This window comes from Streptomyces radiopugnans (assembly GCF_900110735.1).
GTDB classification, from domain to species: Bacteria; Actinomycetota; Actinomycetes; order Streptomycetales; family Streptomycetaceae; genus Streptomyces; species Streptomyces radiopugnans.
In genome coordinates, this window is record NZ_FOET01000013.1 from 140,932 (window position 1) to 161,706 (window position 20,775).

A 20,775-nucleotide genomic window follows, 5' to 3' on the forward strand; every position below is an offset into this window, starting at 1 on the left:
CGCGACCGGACACCGAGGGGGCCCGGCCGTACGGCCGGGCCCCCTCGCCGCCCTCTCGCCTCCCCCTCGGCTCCTCCTCCCCTCAGCCGATCGGGTTGGATGGACCGGAGCGCCGCCAAGCCGCCGGCGGGCGGCCGTACACGGAAGAGGGGCAGTCCGCACATGGGATTCACGCCAGGCCGCCGCATCACCCACTGCCCGTACTGCGGCACGCCCTACCCGGACGGCGCCGGGTGGCCCAGGGACTGCGCGGGCTGCGGCGAGACGAGCTGGGCCAACCCCCTGCCCGTCGCGGTCGCGCTCCAGCCCGTCGCCACCGCCGGGGGCGGCCGGGGCCTGGTGGTGGTACGGCGGGACATCGAGCCCTTCCGCGGTGAACTGGCGCTGCCCGGCGGTTACATGGAGCTGGGCGAGAGCTGGCGGCAGGCCGCCGTGCGCGAGCTGTGGGAGGAGACCGGGCTCGAGGCCGCGGCGGAGGGCGTGTCCCTTCTCGACGTCCACAACGGGGGCACCAGTCTTCTCGTCTTCGGTCTGCTGCCCGAGCGGGACGCCGCCTCCCTTCCCCCGTCGGCGCCCACGGCCGAGGCCACGGAGTGGCTGGTGCTGGAGGAGCCGGCCGAGCTGGCCTTCCCGGCGCACACCGAGGTGATGCGCGCGTATCTCACGGGGGAGGCCGCCGGTCCGGGCGTGTAGGTCGGCGCACCTCCGGACCCCGGCACGGCACGGGCCGGGAGCGGCACGGCAGCACGGCGGCACGGAGCGTTCCGGCGGTCCGGAGCGGTCTCACGGGCCGGCGCCGGGGCCGGCATCCGGGAGACGGTGCCGGAAAGACCGTTTCGAGACGGTTTACCCCCCGATCGCGCGGGGCTTTCGAAGCCATGTCACGAGAAGGCGTTTACGAGCGCTTCATACGGCGATACCTTGAAGCAATGGGAGCGCTCCCAGCGGCGGGTCGCGGACGACCCCCACGCCTTCCGGCCGACCGCCGCCGAGGGGAGCGCCTCCACGTACGGCTGCACACCCGGCGACGGGTCGCGGCCGGTCCGGCCCGCTCCGCGGGCGGGCTCCGGCGGCCGCCCGCCGACGCGGAAGACTCCGAAGGAGACCCCCCACCATGGCTGTTCAGCACACCGCCCGGCGCAGGACGCCGGCCCGCTCCCCCCGCTCCTTAGCCCTCCTCGGGGCTGCCCTGTTCGGCCTCGTCATGGCCTCCGCACCCACCCCGGCGACGGCGCACGGCGCGACCATGATGCCGGGCTCGCGCACCTACCTGTGCTACCAGGACCTGGTCAGGAGCGGGCACCAGATGCCGTCCAACCCGGCCTGCGCGGCCTCGGTCCGGGAGGACGGGACCACCGGGCTGTACAACTGGTTCGCCGTGCTCGACTCCAACGGCGGCGGACGCACCACGGGCTACATCCCGGACGGCAAGCTGTGCAGCGGCGGCGACCGGGGACCGTTCGACTTCTCCTCGTACAACGCCGCCCGCAGCGACTGGCCGAAGACGCACCTCACCTCCGGCGCCAACGTCCAGATCAAGCACAGCAACTGGGCGCACCACCCGGGACGCTTCGACGTCTACATCACCAAGCAGGGCTGGTCCCCGAACAAGGCCCTGGCCTGGGGTGACCTGGAGAAGATCAACACCGTGACCAACCCGCCGCAGTCGGGCAGCGTCGGCTCCGAGAGCGGCCACTACTACTGGAACGTCCAGCTGCCGCAGCGTTCCGGCCAGCACATCATGTACATCCACTGGACCCGCTCCGACAGCCAGGAGAACTTCTACTCCTGCTCCGACGTCGTCTTCGACGGCGGCAACGGCAATGTGACGTGGTGACCGGAAGGCGCTCCGCCCCAGGGACGCGCTGACCTCACAGGGCCCCGCCGGACTCGTCCGGCGGGGCCCTTCCGTGTGCGCACGGCCGGAGGAGACCGGCGGGGGCGCACGCGGAAGGACCCCGCGGATTCGGCCGGTCCGGCGACCCGCGCCTCCGGACGGACACTCACCTCCCCGCCGTGGCGCGGCAGGGCCGTCCGGGCGGCGGGGCAGGCCGCTGACCTGCGGTGGAGCGCCGGCACCCTCACCCGCGCGGCGCAGCCGGACGGGAATCGCCTCCGGGCGGCCGCAAGGGCTCTGAGCTGGGCTTTAGCCGACTTGACTACTGAACGTGATGGATTGCGTGCACATATGTGCCGATTTAACGTGAATTGCGCGTGGTAGTGATCGGCTCATCACGGGCCGTGACGCAGTCCATGTGTCCTTTCCCCGGGCCCGGTCCCGCATCGGGCCCTCCCCTCCCAGGAGGTTTCTCCACAATGGTCAAGTCGAAGCTCAGCAAGCTCGCCCTGGTCGCCGCCGGTGGCGCCGTCGCACTCGCCACCGCCGCCGGGCCCGCCTTCGCCGAGCCGCCCGCCCCCTCCGCCGACCTCGGCCGGCAGAGCGTCGAGGCCCCGCGCGCCGGTGCCGAGACGCGCAACCCGGAGATGGCGCCGGAGTCGATGGACGACAGGCGTCACCACACCTACAAGGGCCAGGTCATCGCCCGCTCCGGCCTGAACGTCCGCAGCCACCCCAACACCCGCAGCCGGGTTCTGGCGACCCTGCCCTACGGCAAGGTCATCCACATCGAGTGCAAGGTGAACAGCCAGTACGTGGACGGCAACCCGCGCTGGTACAAGCTGGACCGCAAGCACCACCACCACGACGGCTGGGTCTCCGCCCGCTACGTGAAGAACATCGGCCCGGCCCCGCACTACTGCCACCGCTGACGGCCGCGGCCCAACCATCGGCGCCCGTCCGCGTCGCCTTCCCGGCGGCGCGGGCGGGCGCCGCCGCGCGCGGGCGTCCGAGTGACGGAAAGCCCCGCGCCGCCCGGGCGCCCGCCGCTACCGTGCGGTCCATGACGACCAACGCCGCGCACCAGCTCGCCCAGGTCAACATCGCCCGCCTCAAGGCTCCTCTGGACTCCCCCCTGCTGAGGGACTTCACCGAGGCCCTCGACCCGGTCAACGCCGTCGCCGACGGCGCCGACGGCTTCGTGTGGCGGCTGCAGGGCGAGTCGGGCGACGCCACGGACGTACCCGTCTTCGGGGACGACTGGCTGATCGTCAACATGTCCGTGTGGCGGGACCTCCCCTCGCTCACGGCGTTCATGTACACCGGCCGCCACCGGGAGCTGCTCAAGCGGCGGTACGAGTGGTTCGAGCGGGTCGCCGAGGCGATGACCGCCCTGTGGTGGGTGGAGGCCGGGCACCGCCCCTCCGTGGCCGAGGCCGAGGAGCGCCTGCTGCGCCTGCGGGAGCAGGGCCCCACGCCGTACGCGTTCGACCTGCGCACGACCTTCGGTCCGCACGGCCGGGAGGGCTGACCCGCGGCGGGCGGGGCGGCGGAGCGCGTCCCGCCCGGTCGTGCGCGGGGGATTGACGGGCTTGCTGACGAGCGGTCTCATAAGAGGCGAGTCAGGTGTGACCGTCAGTAACTCGACAGTGAGGTGGCCGTGCGATGACGACCGCGACCGATGCCGGACGGCTCCGGGACGCCCTCGGGCCGCTCAGGGACCGCGAACAGGTGGCCGAGCGCCTGCTCGAGTCGTCGGCCAAGCACTCCTTCGACCCCGACCGGGAGCTGGACTGGGACGCGCCCTTCGAGGAGGGCAAGTGGTTCTGGCCGCCGGAGCTGGTCTCCCTCTACGACACTCCGCTGTGGAGGCGGATGTCCCAGGAGCAGCGCATGGACCTCGCCCGCCGCGAGGCCGCCTCGCTCGCCTCGCTCGGCGTCTGGTTCGAGATCATCCTCATCCAGCTGCTGGTGCGCCACATCTACGACAAGCCCATGGACAGCTCGCACGTGCGCTACGCCCTCACCGAGATCGAGGACGAGTGCCGGCACTCCAAGATGTTCACCCGCTTCATCTCCAGGGCCGGTGTGCGGCCGTACCCGGTCCCGCGGTTCCACCACAACCTGGCACGGGTCCTCAAGACCGTCTCCACCACGCCCGGTTCGTTCACCGCGACCCTGCTGGGCGAGGAGGTCCTGGACTGGATGCAGCGGCTGACGTTCCCCGACGAGCGGGTCCAGCCGCTGGTGCGCGGCATCACCCGCATCCACGTCGTCGAGGAGGCCCGGCACGTGCGCTACGCGCGCGAGGAGCTGCGCCGCCAGATGGTGAGCTGCCCGCGCTGGGAGGCGGAGCTGACCCGGATCAGCTCCGGCCAGGCGGCCCGGGTGATGTCCGTGTCCTTCGTCAACCCGCAGGTCTACACCGATGTCGGGCTCGACCGCCGCGAGGCGGTCGCCCAGGTGAGGGCCAGCGGCCACCGCCGCGAGGTGATGCAGACGGGCGCGAGGCGGCTGACGGAGTTCCTGGACGAGATCGGGGTGCTGCGCGGGGCCGGCCGCAGGCTGTGGCGGAGCTCCGGGCTGCTGGCGTAGGGCGGGGCGGGCGGCGCCACGGACGGCGGTACGGGCGGTGGTGCGGACAGCGGTACCGACCGTGCGGGCGGGACGGAGGCGGCCGGCGGCGGTTACCCTGCCCGCATGACCGCCCCGGCATACCGCAGGCTCACCGTGGAGGAGCGGCGCGACCAGCTCATCGGCACCGCGCTGGTCCTCTTCGCCCACCGCGCCCCCGAGGACGTCTCGCTCGACGACGTCGCCGCGGCGGCCGGCGTCTCGCGCCCCCTGGTCTACCGCTACTTCCCCGGCGGCAAGCAGCAGTTGTACGAGGCCGCCCTGGGCAGCGCGGCCGACGAGCTGCGGCGGTGCTTCGCCGAGCCGCAGAGCGGTCCGCTCAGCCGCCGGCTGTCGCGGGCACTGGACCGCTACCTCGCCTTCGTCGACGGGCACGACGCGGGGTTCGCCGCCCTGCTGAGGGGCGGCAGCGTCGCCGAGACGTCCCGCACGGACGCGATCGTGGACGGGGTGCGGCGGGCCGCGGCCGAGCAGATCCTGCTGCACCTGAAGGTGGAGCCGGGACTGGAGCCGGGCCCGCGGCTGCGGATGGCGGTCCGCACCTGGATCGCCGCGGTGGAGGCCGCCTCGCTGATCTGGCTCGACGAGGGCAAGCAGCCGCCGCTGCCGCAGTTGCGCGACTGGCTGGTGGACCACTTCCTCGCCCTGCTCGCCGCCACCGCCGCCGGTGATCCGCGGACGGCGGAGATCGCCCGTGCCGCGCTGGCGCTGGAACGGCCGGACGGACCGGCGGGCCGGCTGGTGCGGCAGGTGGCCCCGGTGGTCGGCGACGCCCTCCACCTGCTGTGACACTGGAACGGTGAGAAGCGAGGAGACGGCGTTCACCGGCGGGCCGATGGACGGGCGGGTGCTGCCCGTCCTGCTCGGCCCGACGGGACGTCCGCCGAAGTACTACGAGATCCCCGTCCCCGACCCGGCAGGCGGCCGGCCCGTCGTCCACGTCTACCGCCTGGAGGCGGTCTCCGGCGGCGGGGGGTGGTCGGTGCTGCCGCGCGGCTGGCGGTACGTCCACCAGCCGGAGGGCAGGCCGCGGCGCGGACCGAGGTGGCCGTGGAGCCGGCCGGGCGGACGGCGCCTGTCCGGCGGCCGGTGAGCCCGGAGGAATGCGGGCTCAACTCGCCCTGGGATTTCAGGAGTTGTAAGAGAACCTTAAATGAGAGCGCTCTCAAGCAAAAGTCTTGACCTTTGAACGCGCTCTCAGCACAGTGGCTCCATCCGGCCTTCCTCCCGCCCCTCCGGGTGGCGGCCGGACGCACGTCCCTGCATGTCGTGCCCATGCCAGTACCACGTCCGTCAGGAGATCCCCACCGTGGTGTCACGCAGAAGGTTCCTCGGCCTGTCCGCCGCAGCCGTCTCGGCCCCCGTCATCGGGTACGCCGCCACGTCCTCGGGCTTCGCCGCCGACCCGCCCGCCCGTACGGCCGCCGCCGTCCCGACCGTGCGGTTCGCCAACGAGACCGGCCGGTCCACCGCGTTCGCCTACGTCCACGCCGACGTGCCCGGCGGCGGGCAGGGCTTCCTCAACCCCTCCACCGGCCGTCTGGACCCGATCCCCAACCCGGCCGAGCGGATGCACGACCTGAGCGGCTTCCTCGAATCCCACCGGATCCCGTTCGACCGCGACATCCCCCTCAACGACCACCTCACCGGCGGCCGGGCGTACGTCTCGCTCGGGCAGAGCGTCTCCTTCTTCGCCAACCCCAACGCGGGCGGCGCCGCCGGCGCCCTCGTCCAGCCGTCGGCCGCCAACCCCGCCGACGCCTCGTACCGCATCGCCTGGGACTACTGCGAGTTCACCTACAACCCGAGCGGGATCTGGGGGAACATCACCTGTGTGGACGGCGTCGCCCTCCCCATCGCCCTGACCCTCACCCCCGGCAGCGGGCAGGTGCAGCACGTCGGCGGCATGCCCGCCGGCGGGACCGCGGCTCTGGCCGAGCGGCTGCGGGGAGCCGGCGGCGACTGGGGCAAGTGCGCGCTGTACGACGGCGACCGGCTGGTGCGGGTCTCCAGCCCGGCCAAGCTCCCGGGCCTGGGCACGGAGGTGTTCGCCGGGCACTACCGGTCCTACGTCGACGAGGTGTGGCACGCCTACCGCGCCGACGGCGGCCGGGACCTGCGGATCGCCCTGGGCGACGTCTGGCCGGGGAAGACCGTCACCGGCCGGACCCACGGCGACCGGCTGGTCTTCGAGGGCATCACGGACGGCTCACCGGCCTCCTTCGCCAAGCCGGGGACGGCCGGCACCACCGCCGAGGCCGACATCTTCGGCTGCGACGGCACGCTCCACGGGATCAACGCCACCCAGCAGGGGCGCATCGCCGCCGTACTGGGCGCCGCGCTGTGCCGCACCACGCTGCTGAGCAACCCCTCCCAGCCCGACGCGACCTCCGCGGAGTTCTACACCCACGGCCCCCGGTACGAGTACGCGCGGGCCGTGCACGAGCTGGCGGCCGACGGCCGCGGCTACGCCTTCCCCTACGACGACGTCACACCCACCGAGGAGAGCGATCTGGCGGGCGCGGTGATGTACACCGAGCGGCCCGGCGACTGGGCGCTGGCCATCACCGTCAAGCGGCCCGTCTGAGGCACCCCGTCCGAGGCACCGGCCGGTGTCCGGTCCCCGTTCCTCACGGCGGTCCGCGGTGTTTCGCAGCGGTCCGCGGCGTCTTACGGCGTTTGCCGTAACCGGGACGGCGGTCCGGAGGCCGGCTCGGGCCCCGCGTGCCACGATCGCCGCAGGAGCCCCGCGGGGAGAACCGCGGGGCGGTGCGGAGCGCGGAGGTGAGCCGGTGGCGAGGGTGCGGGTCCGTCTGGTGCGGGCGGTGGTCGCGGCGGTGACCGGTGCCGCGGTCGCCGCCGGAACCGGGCCGGCCGCCGCCGCGGCCCCGTCACCCCCTCCTTCTCCCGCCCCTCCCCCGTCTCCCCCGTTCCCTCCAGCGGTCCCGGACGGCACGGGCCTGGAAGGTACGGGCCCGGCGGACGGGGCGGTCGGGGGCGCCGGAGCGGGCGGCGGCGTGCCCGTCAGCGAACTGCTGACCCGGATGCGGGACCTGTACCGGCGGGCCGAGGACGCCGGCGAGGCGCACGGCGCCGTCGAACGGGAGGTGGCCGAGCGGCGCGGGAAGGTCGACCGGCTCCAGCGCGAACTGGCCGGCACCCGCGTACGGCTGGCGGAGGCCCGTGACGAGACCGGACGGCTGGCCCGGCAGCACTACCGGGGCGCCTCCGGCGTGCTTCCGCCCTCTCTCCGGCTGCTGTTCGGCCGCGACGAGCGGGAGGTGCGGACGGTGCTGGAGCACGGACGGGCGGTGGAGCGCGTGCTCGGCGACCGGGCCGCCGCGGCGGCCCGGCTGGCGGCCGAGGAGCGGCGGCTGGACCGGCTCGCGACCCGGGCGCGCGGCGCCCTGGACCGGCAGCTCGCGCTCGCCGCCGACAGCGGGCGCCGGCGGGACGAGGCCGGGCGGCGGCTGGCGGAGGTGGAGCGGGCGCTCGCCTCGCTCGGCGACGGCGAACTGGCCGTGCTGCGCCGCGCGGAGGCGGCGCAGCACGGCCGGTGAGGTCTACGGCCGGCGGGACGCGCGGGGCCGGCGGGAGGGACGGCTCAGGCCGAGGCCAGGCTCGCCAGGTACGCCTGCGCCTTCTCCGGGTCGAAGAACCAGTTCTCCAGGTCGGAGGGGTCGCTGAAGGCGTTGGCGAAGCGGTCCGCCAGCTCCTGGTGCTCCATGCCCGCGCCGATCAGCTGCAGCACGTGCTCCGGCGGCGGCGCCAGCAGCCCGTTCGACCACTTGGTGACGTGCCGGGCCGTGTCCTGCCAGAAGCGCTCGAACGTGGCCTGCATCCACTCCTCGTCGAACGGCTCGTCACCGCGCTCCAGGATCGCGGCCAGATAGGAGGCGGCGCACTTGGACGCGGTGTTGGAGCCCTGGCCGGTGATCGGGTCGTTGGCCACCACCACGTCCGCCACGCCCAGCACCGCGCCGCCCGAGGGGAGGCGGCCGACCGGCTTGCGGACGGTCGGCGCGTAGCGGCCGGCGAGCGTGCCGCCCGCGTCGGTCAGCTCGACCTTGCGGGCCCGGTCGTACTCCCACGGGGTGAAGCGCTTCATCAGCTCCAGCGTGAGGTCGAGGTGCTCGGCGGGGTCCTTGACGCCCTGGAAGACGTCCAGCGGGCCGCCGGGGATCCCCTCCCAGAACAGGATGTCGCAGGCGCCGGAGACGGTGTATCCGGGGATCATGAACAGCTCGCCGACGCCCGGCACCAGGTTGAAGCGCACCGCCAGCATCTCGGGGTGCTCCGGGCGCCGCTCCAGGCCGTGCACGTAGGACACCGCCAGGGCGCGCTGCGGCTTGTCGTACGGCGAGCGCGAGGCGTCGCGCTCGAACATCGTCACCAGCTCGCCCTTGCCCGCCGCGACGAGCACCAGGTCGTAGGTGCGGGCGAAGAAGTCCAGGTCGGAGACGGCCGCGCCGTGGATGACGAGCTGGCCGCCGCGCTGGGCGAAGGTCTCCAGCCAGCCGGCCATCTTCACGCGCTGGTCGATCGACTGCGCATAGGAGTCCAGACGGCCCACCCAGTCGATGACGCGGGACCCGTCGGGGCCGACGACCGAGACGCCCAGGCCCTCGGTGCGCGGGCTCTGGTCCTCCCAGAAGTTGATCTCCAGATCGCGCTCGTGCTGGAGGGCCTGGTCGAACATGCACTGGGTGGACATGACCCGGCCGCCGCGGATCTCGTCCGCCGTGCGGTTCGACATCACGGTGACCTCGTAGCCGTGCGACTGGAGGCCGAGCGCGAGCTGGAGGCCGGACTGGCCGGCTCCGACGATGAGTATCTTCCGCATGGCGGTTCTCCCCTGGAGTGCCTGGGTGATGGGGTGCCTGGGTGTGGGGTCGTGAGGGCGGTGGGGCGGGACCGGCCGCCGGTCAGGCGGGGGTGAGGTCCAGCGCGTGGCCGACGAGCGCCGTCAGCGAGTCGACGACCGTGTCCCGCTTGCGCGCGTCCATGATGACGACGGGCACGCGGTCGGGGACGGACAGCGCCTCGCGCACGTCCTCGGCCTCGTAGTACTCCGTCCCCTCGAAGTGGTTGACGGCGACGACGTAGGGCAGGGCGCAGCTCTCGAAGTAGTCGAGCGCCGGGAAGCAGTCCTCCAGCCGCCGGGTGTCGGCCATCACCACCGCGCCGATCGCGCCGCGCGCCAGGTCGTCCCACATGAACCAGAAGCGCCGCTGGCCGGGGGTGCCGAACAGGTAGAGCACCAGGTCGGCGTCGAGGGTGACGCGGCCGAAGTCCATGGCGACCGTGGTCGTGGTCTTCTCGGGGGTGGCGGTGATGTCGTCGGTGCCCTCGCTCGCCTGGGTCATCACCGCCTCGGTGGTCAGCGGTTCGATCTCGGAGACCGAGCCGACGAAGGTCGTCTTTCCCACGCCGAAGCCTCCCGCCACCACGATCTTGACGGAGATCGGGGCGCGTCCGCGCTCCTCCTGCCAGGGCTGGAGCTTCTCGGCGCTCTGTGCCGGGTCGTTCACGGCGTCCACCACGGGTCTTTCTCGGGGTCTGCGTCGGTGTCGGTGTCGGGATCTGCGTCGAAGTCTGTGCCGGGTTCGGTGCCGGGGCCTGTGCCGGTGTGCCGGCCGGTCGTCCGCGCCGCGGTGCCCCGCACGGTGCCGGGCGGGGTGCGGGGTGGCCCGTCAGAGCCTGCGGAGTCCACCCAGCACCCTCTCCAGCAGTGCGCGGTCGGGGCGGTCGTTGTCGTAGCCGGTGCCGTAGACCCGGATGCGCCCCTGGTCGGCGAGGTCGCTGAGCAGTACGCGCACCACGCCCAGCGGCATCCGCAGCCGGGCGGCGATCTCGGCGACCGAGCGCATCCTGCGGCACAGCTCGACGATGGCCCGCATCTCGGGCATCACGCGGTCGCGCAGCCCGCCGGAGGTCAGCTCCAGGCGCGCTTCGGGGGCCTCGATGGCGGCCACGAGGGTCTCCACCAGCAGGACGTGCCCGAAGCGGGTGCGGCCTCCGGTCAGGGAGTAGGGGCGCACGCGCGCGGGTTTGCGTACGGGCAGCGGGCTGTGGGAGGTCACTGGTCCAGCTCCATCGACGTGCGCAGTTCGGTGCGGAGTTCGGGGGTGAGGACGTGTCCGGCCCGGCCGACGAAGAGGGCCATGTGGTACGCGACGACGCTCATGTCGCAGTCGGGCGCGGCGTGGACGCCGAGCAGCGAGCCGTCGCTGATGGACATCACGAACAGGCTGCCCTCGTCCATCGCGACCATGGTCTGCTTGACGGGCCCGGCGTCCATCAGCTTCGACGCGCCCTGGGTGAGGGAGCCGAGACCGGAGACGATGGTGGCCAGGTCGGCACCGGCGTCCCTGGGGCCGCGCTCCGGCCGCCCTCCGGGCTCCCGGCGCGGGGCGGCGCCGTCCGCGTTCTCTCCCTCACCGCGCTCCTCGCGGTCCGGTCCGCCGCCGGGACCGGCGTCTCCGGCGGTTCTGCCCGGTTCGGAGGAGAGCAGGAGCAGGCCGTCGGAGGACACCACGGCGACGGACCGTACGCCGGGGACCTCGTCGACCAGGTTGGACAGCAGCCAGCGCAGGTTGCGTGCCTGCCTGCTGGGCGTGTGTGCGGTGGTGGGCGCGTTCACTTGCGTGCCTCCTCGACAGTGCCACCCGTGTCCGTCGCCTCCGCGCGGTCTTCCGCCGGGCCGTCGCTGCGGCCGGCGGCGACCTGCTCGGCGGCGATCTGCGCCTCCGCGTCGCGCTGGCCGTCCCGGGCCCCCTGCTGGAAGCCGCCGAGCCGCCTGCGCAGTTCCTCGGCCTTCAGCCCGCCCGTACGGGGGCGGGGGATGTCGGCCGCGGTCTCCACGGTCTGCGGTGTGCGCTTGGGGAGCCCCTTGGCGGTGACGGTCCGCGGGGCGGGGGAGGTCCCGTCCTCCGGAGCGGAGGCCGGGGTGGGTCCGGGCGCCGGCGCCTCGTCCCGGGCCCGGCTGTGCTCACGGGGGTCCTCGGGCTCGACGTAGTACGGGCCCGCGGCCCGGACCAGGGCGTCGCGCGCGGGGTCGGCCGCGGCCTCGTCGGCCTCCGCGACGTCGGTGACGCCGGCCACCGGGGTACGCCGGGAGTGCCCCCCGCCGGGGGGCGGCGGGGTCTCCTCGGTGATCCGGGGGATCTGCGCGGTATCGGTGACGTCGGCGGTGTCGGCGCCCTCGCCGTCCGCTCCCGCCCCCGCCGCGTCCGTGCCCGCCGCGCCGGCGGCCGCCGTCACCGGGCGCACGCGGTCCGGGCGGGGCGGCAGCGCGTTGCCGTTGGCCTCGGCGACCGTGCCCGGCAGGGGCTGCGCCGTGCCCGCGGTGGCGGCCCTGGCCCCCGCGAGGGCCCCGGGCACCGGGCGGTCGGGCAGCAGGGCGCGCGGCAGGACGGCGACCGCGGTGATGCCGCCCTGCTCCTGCTCGCGCAGCTGCACCCGCACCCCGTGCCGCGCGGCGAGCCGGGCCACCACGTACAGGCCCATGCCCAGCGCGTCGCCGTCCTCGGGGACGACGGAGGCGCCGTCGGCCAGCTTGGCGTTCAGCTCGGCGAGCCGCTCGGCGGAGGAGCCGATGCCCTCGTCCTGGACGGAGAGCATGATCTCGCCGCTCTCCAGCATCCAGCCCGACAGCCGCACCTCGGCGTCCGGCGGCGAGAAGGCGGTGGCGTTGTCCACCAGTTCGGCGATCAGGTGGCTGATGTCGTCGGCGGCGGAGCCCGACACCTGGGCGTGCGGCGGCAGCGCGGCGATCTCCACCCGCTCGTAGCGCTCGATCTCGCTGATCGCGGCGCGCAGCACGTCCAGCAGCGGCACCGGCTCCCGATGGCCGGTGGCGTGGTCGGAGCCCGCCAGGAGGAGCAGGTTCTCGCTGTGGCGGCGCATACGGGTCGCCAGGTGGTCGAGTTTGAAGAGAGCCGCGAGCCGCTCCGGCTCCTTCTCCTCGTGCTCCATGGACTCGATCAGGGCGAGCTGCCGCTCCACCAGCCCCAGCGTCCGCAGCCCCAGGTGGACGAACGTGCCGTGGGAGGCGCCCTGCCGGCGCTCCGGGCGCTCGCCCTCGGACTCGCTCCCGGCGGCCCCGGCTGCGGACTCGGGCTCGCTCCCGGCGGCGGCCTTCGCGGACTCGTGGTCGCGCAGCAGCCGTTCGTGCTCGGCGGTCAGCGCGGCCAACTGCTCGCGCGCGGCGGCGAGTTCGGCGGCCAGTCCGGCGGTTGCGGCGGTTCCGTCCTCACGCGCGGGGCCGGCGTCCGGCGCCCCGGCGGCCTCCGCGGAGCCGGACGCCGCGGAACCCGCCGCGGCCTCGGCCCGGACGGCGCGCTCGTGCAGCTCGGCGGCGGTGTCCCGCAGGCGGTTGACGGCGCGTACGACGTCTGCGAACTCGTCGTTGCGGCCGGTGTACACCACCGGCTCCTCGCCCACCGGATCGGCGGCCACCCGCTCGCCGCCGCGCCGCAGGACCGCCAGCGGGCGGGCCATCGAGCGGGCGGTCTGCACGCTGATGCCGACGGCGAGCAGCAGGCAGATCCCGAGCAGGGCGGCACGCAGCTCCAGCGCGGTGACGTCGTCGTCGCGCAGCCCCTCCAGCCTCTTCACCTCGGCGGCCGCCAGCGAGGACTCCATGCTGCGCATGCGGTCCACCCGGGCGGTCAGAGCGGACTCCACGCGGTCGGGGTTCAGGGCGCGGTCCTGGTGGTCCAGCCGCGGCTGGTCGGTGAGGCGGGCCAGGTAGCGCTCGGCCAGCGTCACGTCGGTGCCGGTGACGGTCCTGGCGTACGCGTCCCGGTCGGAGGCGAGCGCGGTCTGGTCGAAGTCGGCGAGGGCGGCCTGCTCGCGCAGGTGCGCCTGCTGGGCGGCGGCGGCCAGACGCGGCTGCTCGCCCTCGCCGGCGAGCGCGGCCAGCAGCAGCCCGCGGGCGGCGGAGGCCTGCTCGACGGCGCGCCCGAGGTCGGGGAGCGCGTCGGCCGTCGCGTTCTCGGCGCGTGCGGGCAGGGCGCGGGTGGTGGCGGCGGTGACGCCGCCGAGGGACTGGATGAGCTGGGTGTAAGCCTCGTACGTCTCGGCGGCGCCGCTCTCCCCGGCCACGGCCCGCTGGCGGGTGTCGGGGAAGGCGTCGAGCAGCCGCCGTATGTCGGCGGGGGCGTCGGCGCTCAGCTCCCGGATGCCGCGGTCCACCCGGGCGCGCTCCCGTTCGGAGAGCCCCTCGCCGTCCCGGCCGGTGCGGCCGGCGGCGATGTAGCGGACGACGGCGTCGCGCTCGTCGGCCAGGGCGTGGGAGAGCGAGACCGCGCGGCGGCCCAGGTCGGCGCGGTCGACCAGTCGCTGGGAGTCGGTCAGATCGCGCGAGGCGGTGGCCACCGAGGGCGCGCCCGCGGCGAGTACGGCGGCCGCGCACAGGACCACGGAGACGAGGAGTCTGTTGCGCACCCGCGCCCTGCGCCCTGTGGGGGGCGGTGTGGAGGCTGTGCCGTCCTGGCGGTCCTGCCGGCTGCTCCGGTGTCGCTTCTTCCCCACCCGTGCTCGCAATCTCGTTCCGCCGTCCCGGATCCGTCCGGGACGCGACAGTCCAGTGTGTGCGGCAAGGGACCGTATCCCGTCCGTTCACAGTTGCCCGCGGCGGCCGACGTTTCCATCGCCGCGGCGGATGTGGAGGCGGTCCCCCTGCCAGGCCACCCGAAGGAGTGAACATCACGGGGGAGTTGCCGAACAACTCCGATGCCGCGGCCAGTTCGGCCACACACCGGCCGGGGGTTGGAAATCCGCCCGGCCTTTTGGCAATATTCGCGCCCACCGTTTCACGGACACCACGATTCCGGTAGAACTCCGGCGAAGAGCAGCAGGTCGCGACACTGGTCCAGACCTGTCTCCCGCTCCCCCGCCCCCTCCCGGGCCCGCTCCGGCACACTGGCGCGCATGCGGATCGAGATGGCGAGCGAGCCCGGGAGCCTCCAGGTCCCCAACGAGGACTACGCGTCGGTAGCCCTACCTGCGGCGGGAAGGGGCGGGGCGCTGGTGGTGCTGGACGGCGTGACTCCGCCACCGGAGGACACCGGGTGCGCGCACGACGTGCCCTGGTACGTGGCCCGCCTGGGCGGGGCACTGCTCGAACTGTCCGGTTCGCGGCGGGATATGACGCTCAGGGAGTGCCTCGCCTCCGCCATCGGCCGGACCGCCTCCGCCCACGGCCCGGGGTGTGACCTTTCTCACGTCCGCACCCCGCAGGCGACGGTGGTGCTGGCCCGCTGGGACGAGTCGGTCGTCGAGCACCTGGTGCTCTCCGACTCGGCGCTGCTGGTGGAGGGCGCGGACGGTTCGGTGACGCCCGTCCTCGACACCCGGCTGGACGGGCTGCGGCCCGCCGCGCGGGCGCTGCCCCCGGCCGGGCGGGCCGCGTACCTGGAGTCCCTGCGCAACGCGGAGGGCGGCTTCTTCACCGCGGCGGCCGATCCGGCGGTGGCCGGGCGCGCGGTGGTGGGCTCGGCGCCCCGCGAACGGGTGCGCGCGCTGGCCGCGCTGAGCGACGGCGCCACGCGCTGGACGGAGACCTTCCGCCTGGGCGACTGGACCGCGCTGATGGCGGTGCTCCGCAAGGAGGGGCCCCGGTCGCTGATCGGCCGGGTGCGCACCGCCGAGTCGGCCGACCGCGCCGGCACGGCCTTCCCGCGCGGCAAGGCGCACGACGACGCGACGGCCGTGCTGGTGGAGTTCTAGTGTCGCGTCAGCCAGGTTTTGCCCGGTGGCGAGGCTCCCCCGGCCGGAGGCCGGGGGTGTGCGTGCCAGGGCGGCGAGCGGGGTGGACCCCGGCTGACGCGGCACTGGACGGCCCCCGGGCGTCCCCGGCCCCGCCGGCCGGGGACGCCCGTACGAACCCGTCCGCTCAGACCGCGACCGGGAGGTCCGCCGCCGCGGGGGTCAGCGCCAGCTCCAGGACCTGGCGGACGTCCGAGACCGGGCGGACGTCCAGCTTCCGCAGCACCTCCTCGGGCACGTCGTCCAGGTCCGGCTCGTTCCGCTTCGGGATGACCACCGTGGTGATCCCGGCGCGGTGGGCGGCCAGCAGCTTCTGCTTCACCCCGCCGACCGGCAGGACGCGGCCGGTCAGCGAGACCTCGCCGGTCATCGCCACGTCCGGGCGGACCTGGCGGCCCGACAGCAGCGAGGCCAGCGCGGTCGTCATGGTGACGCCCGCGCTCGGCCCGTCCTTGGGCACCGCGCCCGCCGGGACGTGGAGGTGGACGCCGCGGTCCTTCAGGTCGCCGACCGGCAGCTCCAGTTCGGCGCCCCGTGAGCGCAGGTAGGACAGGGCGATGTGCGCGGACTCCTTCATCACCTCGCCGAGCTGCCCGGTCAGGGTCAGGCCGGAGCCGCCCGTCTCCGGATCGGCCAGCGACGCCTCGACGTAGAGGACGTCCCCGCCCGCGCCGGTGACGGCCAGCCCGGTGGCCACGCCGGGGACGGCGGTGCGCCGCTCGGCCGGGCCCTGGGCCGACTCCGGAGTGTGGTGCGGGCGGCCGATCAGGGCGCGCAGATCGTCCGCGCCGACCGTGAACGGCAGCTCGCGTTCGCCCAGTTCGTGCTGGGCCGCCACCTTGCGCAGCAGCCGCGCCACGGACCGCTCCAGGTCGCGCACCCCCGCCTCGCGGGTGTACTCGCCGGCCAGCCTGCGCAGCGCGTCCTCCTCCAGCACCACCTCGCCGGACTCCAGCCCGGCGCGCTCGCGCTGGCGGGGCACCAGGTGGTCGCGGGCGATGACGACCTTCTCGTCCTCGGTGTAGCCGTCCAGCCGGACCAGCTCCATACGGTCCAGCAGGGGCTGCGGGATGGACTCCAGGACGTTGGCGGTGGCCAGGAACACCACGTCGGACAGGTCGAGTTCGACCTCCAGGTAGTGGTCGCGGAAGGTGTGGTTCTGCGCGGGGTCCAGCACCTCCAGCAGGGCGGCGGCCGGATCGCCGCGGAAGTCGCTGCCGACCTTGTCGATCTCGTCGAGCAGCACGACCGGGTTCATCGAGCCGGCCTCCTTGACGGCCCGCACGATCCGGCCCGGCATCGCGCCTACGTAGGTGCGGCGGTGGCCGCGGATCTCGGCCTCGTCGCGCACCCCGCCGAGCGCGACGCGGACGAACCTCCGCCCCATCGCCCGGGCCACGGACTCGCCCAGGGAGGTCTTGCCGACGCCGGGCGGTCCGACCAGGGCCAGCACCGCGCCGCCCCGGCGTCCCCCCACCACGCCCAGGCCCCGTTCGGCCCGGCGCTTGCGGACGGCCAGGTACTCGGTGATGCGCTCCTTGACGTCCTCCAGGCCGGCGTGGTCGGCGTCCAGGACGGCGCGGGCGCCGGCGATGTCGTAGGCGTCCTCGGTCCGCTCGTTCCACGGCATCTCCAGGACGGTGTCCAGCCAGGTGCGGATCCAGCCGCTCTCGGGGCTCTGCTCGGGGGCGCGCTCCAGGCGGTCGGCCTCCTTCAGGGCGGCCTCGCGGACCTTCGGCGGCAGGTCGGCGGCCTCCACCCGGGCGCGGTAGTCGTCGCCCTCGTCGCCCGGTTGCCCGCTCAGTTCGGCCAGCTCCCTGCGGACGGCCTCCAGCTGGCGGCGGAGCAGGAACTCGCGCTGCTGCCTGTCCACGCCCTCCTGGACGTCCTTGGCGATGGCCTCGGCGACGTCCTGCTCGGCGAGGTGGTCGCGCAGCCAGGTGACGGCCAGCCTCAGCCGCTCCACCGGGTCGGTGGTCTCCAGCAGCCTCACCCGCTGCTCGGATCCCAGGAACGGGCTGTAGCCGGAGTTGTCGGCGAGCTGCCCGGGGTCGTCGATCTGCTGGACGCGGTCCACGACCTGCCAGGCGCCGCGCCTGCGCAGCCAGCTGGTGGCCAGCGCCTTGTACTCCCTGACGAGTTCGGCGACGGCACCGGGCAGCGGATCGGGGGTGCTCTCCTCGATCTCGGTGCCCTCCACCCACAGGGCGGCGCCCGGCCCGGTGGTGCCCGCGCCGATCCGCACCCGGCTCACGCCCCGGATCAGGGCGCCGGGGTCGCCGTCGGCGAGCCGGCCGACCTGCTCCACACGGCCGAGCACCCCGATGCCCGCGTAGGAGCCGTCGATGCGCGGCACGAGCAGGACCCGCGGCTTCTCCCCCTTGCCGCCGGTCCTGCCGTCCCCCGCGCCGTCGGGACCGCCGGAGCCGGCCGCGCCGTCTCTCACGGCGGACTGGGCCGCCTCCACCGCGGCCCGCACCTCGGCGTCGGACAGGTCCAGCGGCACCACCATCCCGGGCAGCACCACCTCGTCGTCGAGCGGCAGCACGGGCAGGGTGAGCGTTGCAGGCGACAGAGCCATGATCTCTCCCTCGGCAGACAAGTTGAGCTGACAGGACTCAATGCCCTTTCAATGTCCGGGAGACGCGCGGTGTTCCCCTCCGCGTGTTCGCTGCGAGCGATCACCTCGCTTCACGGCCCGCCCGGTGCGCTCCGCCCGCCGGCGGCAGGATGGGCGGCATGACGGCCGACAGGCACGACAGGCAGCCCCCGTATCCCCCGTACGAGACGACGGCCGGCCACGGGACCGGCACCCCCCTCGTCCTGGACCGCCGCGACGGCCCCCACGGCGAGGTCGTCCTGCGGCGGCACGGGAGGCTGCTCCAGATCATCGCCAACGGCTGCTTCCTGATGGACACCTCCGACGGCCGCTCCGAGCGCCTGCTGGTGCGGGCCGCGCTGGAGGAGCTGGACGCCGGCGGCGGCCGGCCCTCGCCGTCCGTGCTGATCGGCGGGCTGGGCGTCGGCTTCTCACTGGCCCAGGCGGCGGCCGAGCCGCGCTGGGCGCGGATCACCGTGGTCGAGCGGGAGGAGGCGGTGATCGACTGGCACCGCGACGGCCCGCTCGGCGAGATCTCCTCCGGGGCGCTGGCCGACCCCCGGGTGCGGATCGTCCGCGCCGACCTCCTGGCGCACCTGGCCGGCGGCGGATCCGGGGGCCCGCCCGGCGGCGAGGAACCGTACGACGCGCTGTGCCTGGACATCGACAACGGTCCCGACTGGACGGTCACCGAGGACAACGGCTCGCTCTACACCCCCGCCGGGCTCGCCGCCTGCGCCCGGCGGCTCGCCCCGGGCGGGGTGCTGGCCGTGTGGTCCGCGCAGCCGTCCCACGCCTTCGGCGAGGCTCTCCGGAATGCCGGGTTCACACGGGTGCGCACCGAAGAGGTGCCCGTCGCCCGAGGCGTCCCGGACGTGGTCCACCTCGCCACCCGACCGGCGTAGCGCACCGCACACGCGCCGTTTACGCTCTAGCGAGAAACCGAGCGGTAGGGCGAGACGTATGGACCACAGGAACACCACGCAGTCCCACGGCGGCACCGCCGCCGCGGCGGCCACCCCGGGCGCCCAGCGCCGGATCCTGGTCGTGGAGGACGACCCGACCATCACCGAGGCGGTCGCCGCCCGGCTGCGCGCCGAGGGCTTCCAGGTCCGCACCGCCGGGGACGGCCCGGCGGCGGTGGAGGCGGCCGAGGTGTGGCAGCCCGACCTGCTGGTACTGGACGTGATGCTGCCGGGCTTCGACGGCCTGGAGGTCTGCCGCCGGGTGCAGGCGCAGCGGCCGGTACCGGTGCTGATGCTCACCGCCCGGGACGACGAGACCGACATGCTGGTCGGCCTGGGGGTCGGCGCGGACGACTACATGACCAAGCCCTTCTCCATGCGGGAGCTGGTCGCACGCGCCCACGTCCTGCTGCGCCGGGTGGAGCGGGCCACGATCGCCGCCGCCTCCCCGCGCTCGGGCACGCTGCGGCTGGGCGAGCTGGAGATCGACAACGCCCAGCGCCGGGTGCGGGTCTCCGGCAGGGACGTCCACCTCACCCCGACCGAGTTCGACCTGCTGGTCTGCCTGGCCAACTCCCCCCGCGCGGTGCTCTCCCGCGAGCAGCTCCTGGCCGAGGTGTGGGACTGGGCGGACGCCTCGGGCACGCGTACGGTCGACAGCCACATCAAGGCGCTGCGCCGGAAGATCGGCGCGGAGCGGATACGCACCGTCCACGGCGTCGGCTACGCGCTGGAGGCGCCCGCCCCGGCCTCCGACTGGGCGTGAGCGTGACGGGCGCGGGCCGCCGCCGGCGTTCCCTGTGGAGCCGGTTCTGGGAGGGCGTGCGCCCCGTGGACCCGTTCCGCTCGGTGAAGGCCGCGCTGGGCGCGCTGGTGATCGTCACGGTGGCGATCACCACCCTGCTGACCATCGTCGCGGTCCACTCGGCCATCGAGCTGCGGGTGATCGCCCTGCTCGCGGTGATCGCCTCGCTGGTGGTCACCCAGTTCGTGGCGCACGGGCTGGCCGCGCCGCTGGACGAGATGACGGACGCCGCGCGCTGGATGGCCCGCGGCGACTACAGCCGGCGCGTCCGCGTCGACCGCCGCGACGAGCTGGGCGAGCTGGCCGGGACCTTCAACCGCATGGCCGCCGACCTGGAGGCCGCCGACCGGCACCGCAAGGAGCTGGTGGCCAACGTCTCGCACGAGCTGCGCACCCCGATCGCGGCGCTGCGCGCGGTGCTGGAGAACGTGGTGGACGGAGTCTCCGAGGCCGATCCGACGACGATGGACATCGCGCTGCGGCAGACCGAGCGCCTGGGCCGCCTGGTGGAGCACCTGCTGGACCTGTCCAGGCTCGACAACGGCGTGGTGCCGCTGCACTCCCGCCGCTTCGAGGTGTGGCCCTACCTGGCGGGCGTGCTCAAGGAGGCCAACATGACCAAGGGTCAGGGACACTCCCGCACCGACGTCCACCTCCACCTGGACGTGACCCCCTCGGACATGGTCGCGTACGCCGACACCGAGCGGCTGCACCAGGTGGTCGCCAACCTGATCGACAACGCCGTCAAGCACAGCCCGCCCCACGGCCGGGTGACGGTGCGGGCACGGCCCGGCCGGGCGCCGCTGAGCCTGGAGCTGGAGGTGCTGGACGAGGGCCCGGGCATTCCGGAGGCGGACCGCGAGAGGGTCTTCGAGCGCTTCGGCCGCTCCGCCTCGGCCGAGGGCGGCGACGGCGGCACGGGGCTGGGGCTGGCCATCGCGCGCTGGGCGGTGGATCTGCACGGCGGGCGGATCGGGGTGGCCGAGTCCCCGCGCGGCTGCCGGATTCGTGTCACCCTTCCCGGCGATACGTCCAAACTTGAGTTGACGTAGGCTCGGAACAGCCGCGAGGTGAGGGAGCGAGGCAGGGGCCACTCCCTGGGGCGCCCCTTCCCAGAAGCGGTCGAACCATGTTCGTTTCCCGCTCAGGAAAGCGCCGAAAC

General features: G+C 74.3%; 18 protein-coding genes and 1 pseudogene. 13 read left to right on the forward strand and 6 right to left on the reverse strand.

Going from position 1 to position 20,775, the window contains the following annotated elements; genetic code table 11:
- The first annotated feature begins 162 nt into the window (after window positions 1-162).
- The 9 genes and pseudogenes from BMY40_RS21145 (at window position 163) to BMY40_RS21185 (ending at window position 8,031) form a co-directional block, all read left to right on the forward strand.
- Entirely contained in the window at window positions 163-693 is a 531-nt protein-coding gene (locus BMY40_RS21145) for an NUDIX domain-containing protein (RefSeq protein ID WP_093661983.1), read from the forward strand.
- 421 nt (window positions 694-1,114) lie between these two features.
- Window positions 1,115-1,831: pseudogene (locus BMY40_RS21150) on the forward strand (lytic polysaccharide monooxygenase auxiliary activity family 9 protein); the annotation flags it as partial.
- A 485-nt stretch (window positions 1,832-2,316) separates the two neighbouring features.
- Window positions 2,317-2,769 carry an SH3 domain-containing protein gene (locus tag BMY40_RS21155; protein WP_093661987.1) on the forward strand — a complete coding sequence of 151 codons (453 nt, stop codon included), beginning with the start codon at window positions 2,317-2,319 and terminating at the stop codon, window positions 2,767-2,769.
- 131 nt (window positions 2,770-2,900) lie between these two features.
- The gene (locus BMY40_RS21160; protein WP_093662058.1) at window positions 2,901-3,368 is read left to right on the forward strand and encodes a DUF3291 domain-containing protein; all 468 of its coding nucleotides are present in this window, start codon (window positions 2,901-2,903) and stop codon (window positions 3,366-3,368) included.
- A 134-nt stretch (window positions 3,369-3,502) separates the two neighbouring features.
- Window positions 3,503-4,432, forward strand: coding sequence for an AurF N-oxygenase family protein (locus tag BMY40_RS21165; RefSeq protein WP_093661989.1), 930 nt, complete (start codon window positions 3,503-3,505; stop codon window positions 4,430-4,432).
- 105 nt (window positions 4,433-4,537) lie between these two features.
- Window positions 4,538-5,260, forward strand: coding sequence for a TetR/AcrR family transcriptional regulator (locus BMY40_RS21170; RefSeq protein WP_093661991.1), 723 nt, complete (start codon window positions 4,538-4,540; stop codon window positions 5,258-5,260).
- A gap of 10 nt (window positions 5,261-5,270) precedes the next feature.
- On the forward strand, window positions 5,271-5,564 hold the full coding sequence (locus BMY40_RS21175) for a hypothetical protein (protein ID WP_093661993.1): 294 nt from the start codon (window positions 5,271-5,273) through the stop codon (window positions 5,562-5,564).
- Between the two features lie 216 nt (window positions 5,565-5,780).
- Window positions 5,781-7,058, forward strand: coding sequence for a glycoside hydrolase family 64 protein (locus tag BMY40_RS21180; RefSeq protein WP_177214084.1), 1,278 nt, complete (start codon window positions 5,781-5,783; stop codon window positions 7,056-7,058).
- A gap of 430 nt (window positions 7,059-7,488) precedes the next feature.
- Window positions 7,489-8,031 (forward strand): coiled-coil domain-containing protein, encoded by a 543-nt coding sequence (locus BMY40_RS21185; RefSeq protein ID WP_093661997.1) that lies wholly within the window; start codon window positions 7,489-7,491, stop codon window positions 8,029-8,031.
- A 44-nt stretch (window positions 8,032-8,075) separates the two neighbouring features.
- Here BMY40_RS21185 and BMY40_RS21190 read toward each other — a convergent pair whose 3' ends face one another.
- The 5 genes from BMY40_RS21190 to BMY40_RS21210 form a co-directional block, all read right to left on the reverse strand.
- The gene (locus BMY40_RS21190; protein WP_093661999.1) at window positions 8,076-9,314 is read right to left on the reverse strand and encodes a styrene monooxygenase/indole monooxygenase family protein; all 1,239 of its coding nucleotides are present in this window, start codon (window positions 9,312-9,314) and stop codon (window positions 8,076-8,078) included.
- Window positions 9,315-9,396: 82 nt separating this feature from the next.
- Complete coding sequence (locus BMY40_RS21195) at window positions 9,397-10,014, reverse strand: GTP-binding protein (RefSeq protein WP_093662001.1); 618 nt, start codon at window positions 10,012-10,014, stop codon at window positions 9,397-9,399.
- A gap of 150 nt (window positions 10,015-10,164) precedes the next feature.
- Window positions 10,165-10,554, reverse strand: a complete 390-nt coding sequence (locus BMY40_RS21200; protein ID WP_093662003.1) for a DUF742 domain-containing protein — start codon at window positions 10,552-10,554, stop codon at window positions 10,165-10,167.
- Window positions 10,551-11,114 (reverse strand): roadblock/LC7 domain-containing protein, encoded by a 564-nt coding sequence (locus BMY40_RS21205; RefSeq protein WP_093662005.1) that lies wholly within the window; start codon window positions 11,112-11,114, stop codon window positions 10,551-10,553. Before BMY40_RS21205 ends, BMY40_RS21200 begins: the two co-directional genes overlap by 4 nt.
- Window positions 11,111-13,921: a sensor histidine kinase gene (locus BMY40_RS21210; RefSeq protein WP_143071799.1), complete on the reverse strand. Its 2,811-nt coding sequence runs from the start codon at window positions 13,919-13,921 to the stop codon at window positions 11,111-11,113. The genes BMY40_RS21205 and BMY40_RS21210 overlap by 4 nt, the downstream gene beginning before the upstream one ends.
- A gap of 486 nt (window positions 13,922-14,407) precedes the next feature.
- Between BMY40_RS21210 and BMY40_RS21215 the strand changes: the two genes are divergently transcribed.
- The gene (locus BMY40_RS21215; protein ID WP_093662009.1) at window positions 14,408-15,205 is read left to right on the forward strand and encodes a hypothetical protein; all 798 of its coding nucleotides are present in this window, start codon (window positions 14,408-14,410) and stop codon (window positions 15,203-15,205) included.
- Window positions 15,206-15,371: 166 nt separating this feature from the next.
- Here BMY40_RS21215 and lon read toward each other — a convergent pair whose 3' ends face one another.
- Entirely contained in the window at window positions 15,372-17,825 is a 2,454-nt protein-coding gene (gene lon / locus BMY40_RS21220) for an endopeptidase La (RefSeq protein WP_093662011.1), read from the reverse strand.
- A gap of 158 nt (window positions 17,826-17,983) precedes the next feature.
- Here lon and BMY40_RS21225 point away from each other — a divergent pair, with 158 nt between their 5' ends.
- The 3 genes from BMY40_RS21225 to BMY40_RS21235 are packed head-to-tail and all read left to right on the forward strand — an operon-like array spanning window position 17,984 to window position 20,665.
- Complete coding sequence (locus BMY40_RS21225) at window positions 17,984-18,748, forward strand: spermidine synthase family protein (RefSeq protein ID WP_245770222.1); 765 nt, start codon at window positions 17,984-17,986, stop codon at window positions 18,746-18,748.
- A gap of 58 nt (window positions 18,749-18,806) precedes the next feature.
- A complete protein-coding gene (locus BMY40_RS21230) occupies window positions 18,807-19,574 on the forward strand; it encodes a response regulator transcription factor (protein ID WP_093662012.1) in 768 nt (255 codons plus the stop codon).
- A complete protein-coding gene (locus BMY40_RS21235) occupies window positions 19,565-20,665 on the forward strand; it encodes a HAMP domain-containing sensor histidine kinase (RefSeq protein WP_425443149.1) in 1,101 nt (366 codons plus the stop codon). The genes BMY40_RS21230 and BMY40_RS21235 overlap by 10 nt, the downstream gene beginning before the upstream one ends.
- The last annotated feature ends 110 nt before the right edge of the window (window positions 20,666-20,775 follow it).

Bases quoted from the DNA above. Each gene is read 5' to 3' on its own strand.
- BMY40_RS21145 (WP_093661983.1), top strand. From the start codon at position 163: ATGGGATTCACGCCAGGCCGCCGCATCACCCACTGCCCGTACTGCGGC.
- BMY40_RS21155 (WP_093661987.1), top strand. From the start codon at position 2,317: ATGGTCAAGTCGAAGCTCAGCAAGCTCGCCCTGGTCGCCGCCGGTGGC.
- BMY40_RS21160 (WP_093662058.1), top strand. From the start codon at position 2,901: ATGACGACCAACGCCGCGCACCAGCTCGCCCAGGTCAACATCGCCCGC.
- BMY40_RS21165 (WP_093661989.1), top strand. From the start codon at position 3,503: ATGACGACCGCGACCGATGCCGGACGGCTCCGGGACGCCCTCGGGCCG.
- BMY40_RS21170 (WP_093661991.1), top strand. From the start codon at position 4,538: ATGACCGCCCCGGCATACCGCAGGCTCACCGTGGAGGAGCGGCGCGAC.
- BMY40_RS21190 (WP_093661999.1), bottom strand. From the start codon at position 9,314: ATGCGGAAGATACTCATCGTCGGAGCCGGCCAGTCCGGCCTCCAGCTC.
- BMY40_RS21215 (WP_093662009.1), top strand. From the start codon at position 14,408: ATGCGGATCGAGATGGCGAGCGAGCCCGGGAGCCTCCAGGTCCCCAAC.
- lon (WP_093662011.1), bottom strand. From the start codon at position 17,825: ATGGCTCTGTCGCCTGCAACGCTCACCCTGCCCGTGCTGCCGCTCGAC.
- BMY40_RS21225 (WP_245770222.1), top strand. From the start codon at position 17,984: ATGACGGCCGACAGGCACGACAGGCAGCCCCCGTATCCCCCGTACGAG.
- BMY40_RS21230 (WP_093662012.1), top strand. From the start codon at position 18,807: ATGGACCACAGGAACACCACGCAGTCCCACGGCGGCACCGCCGCCGCG.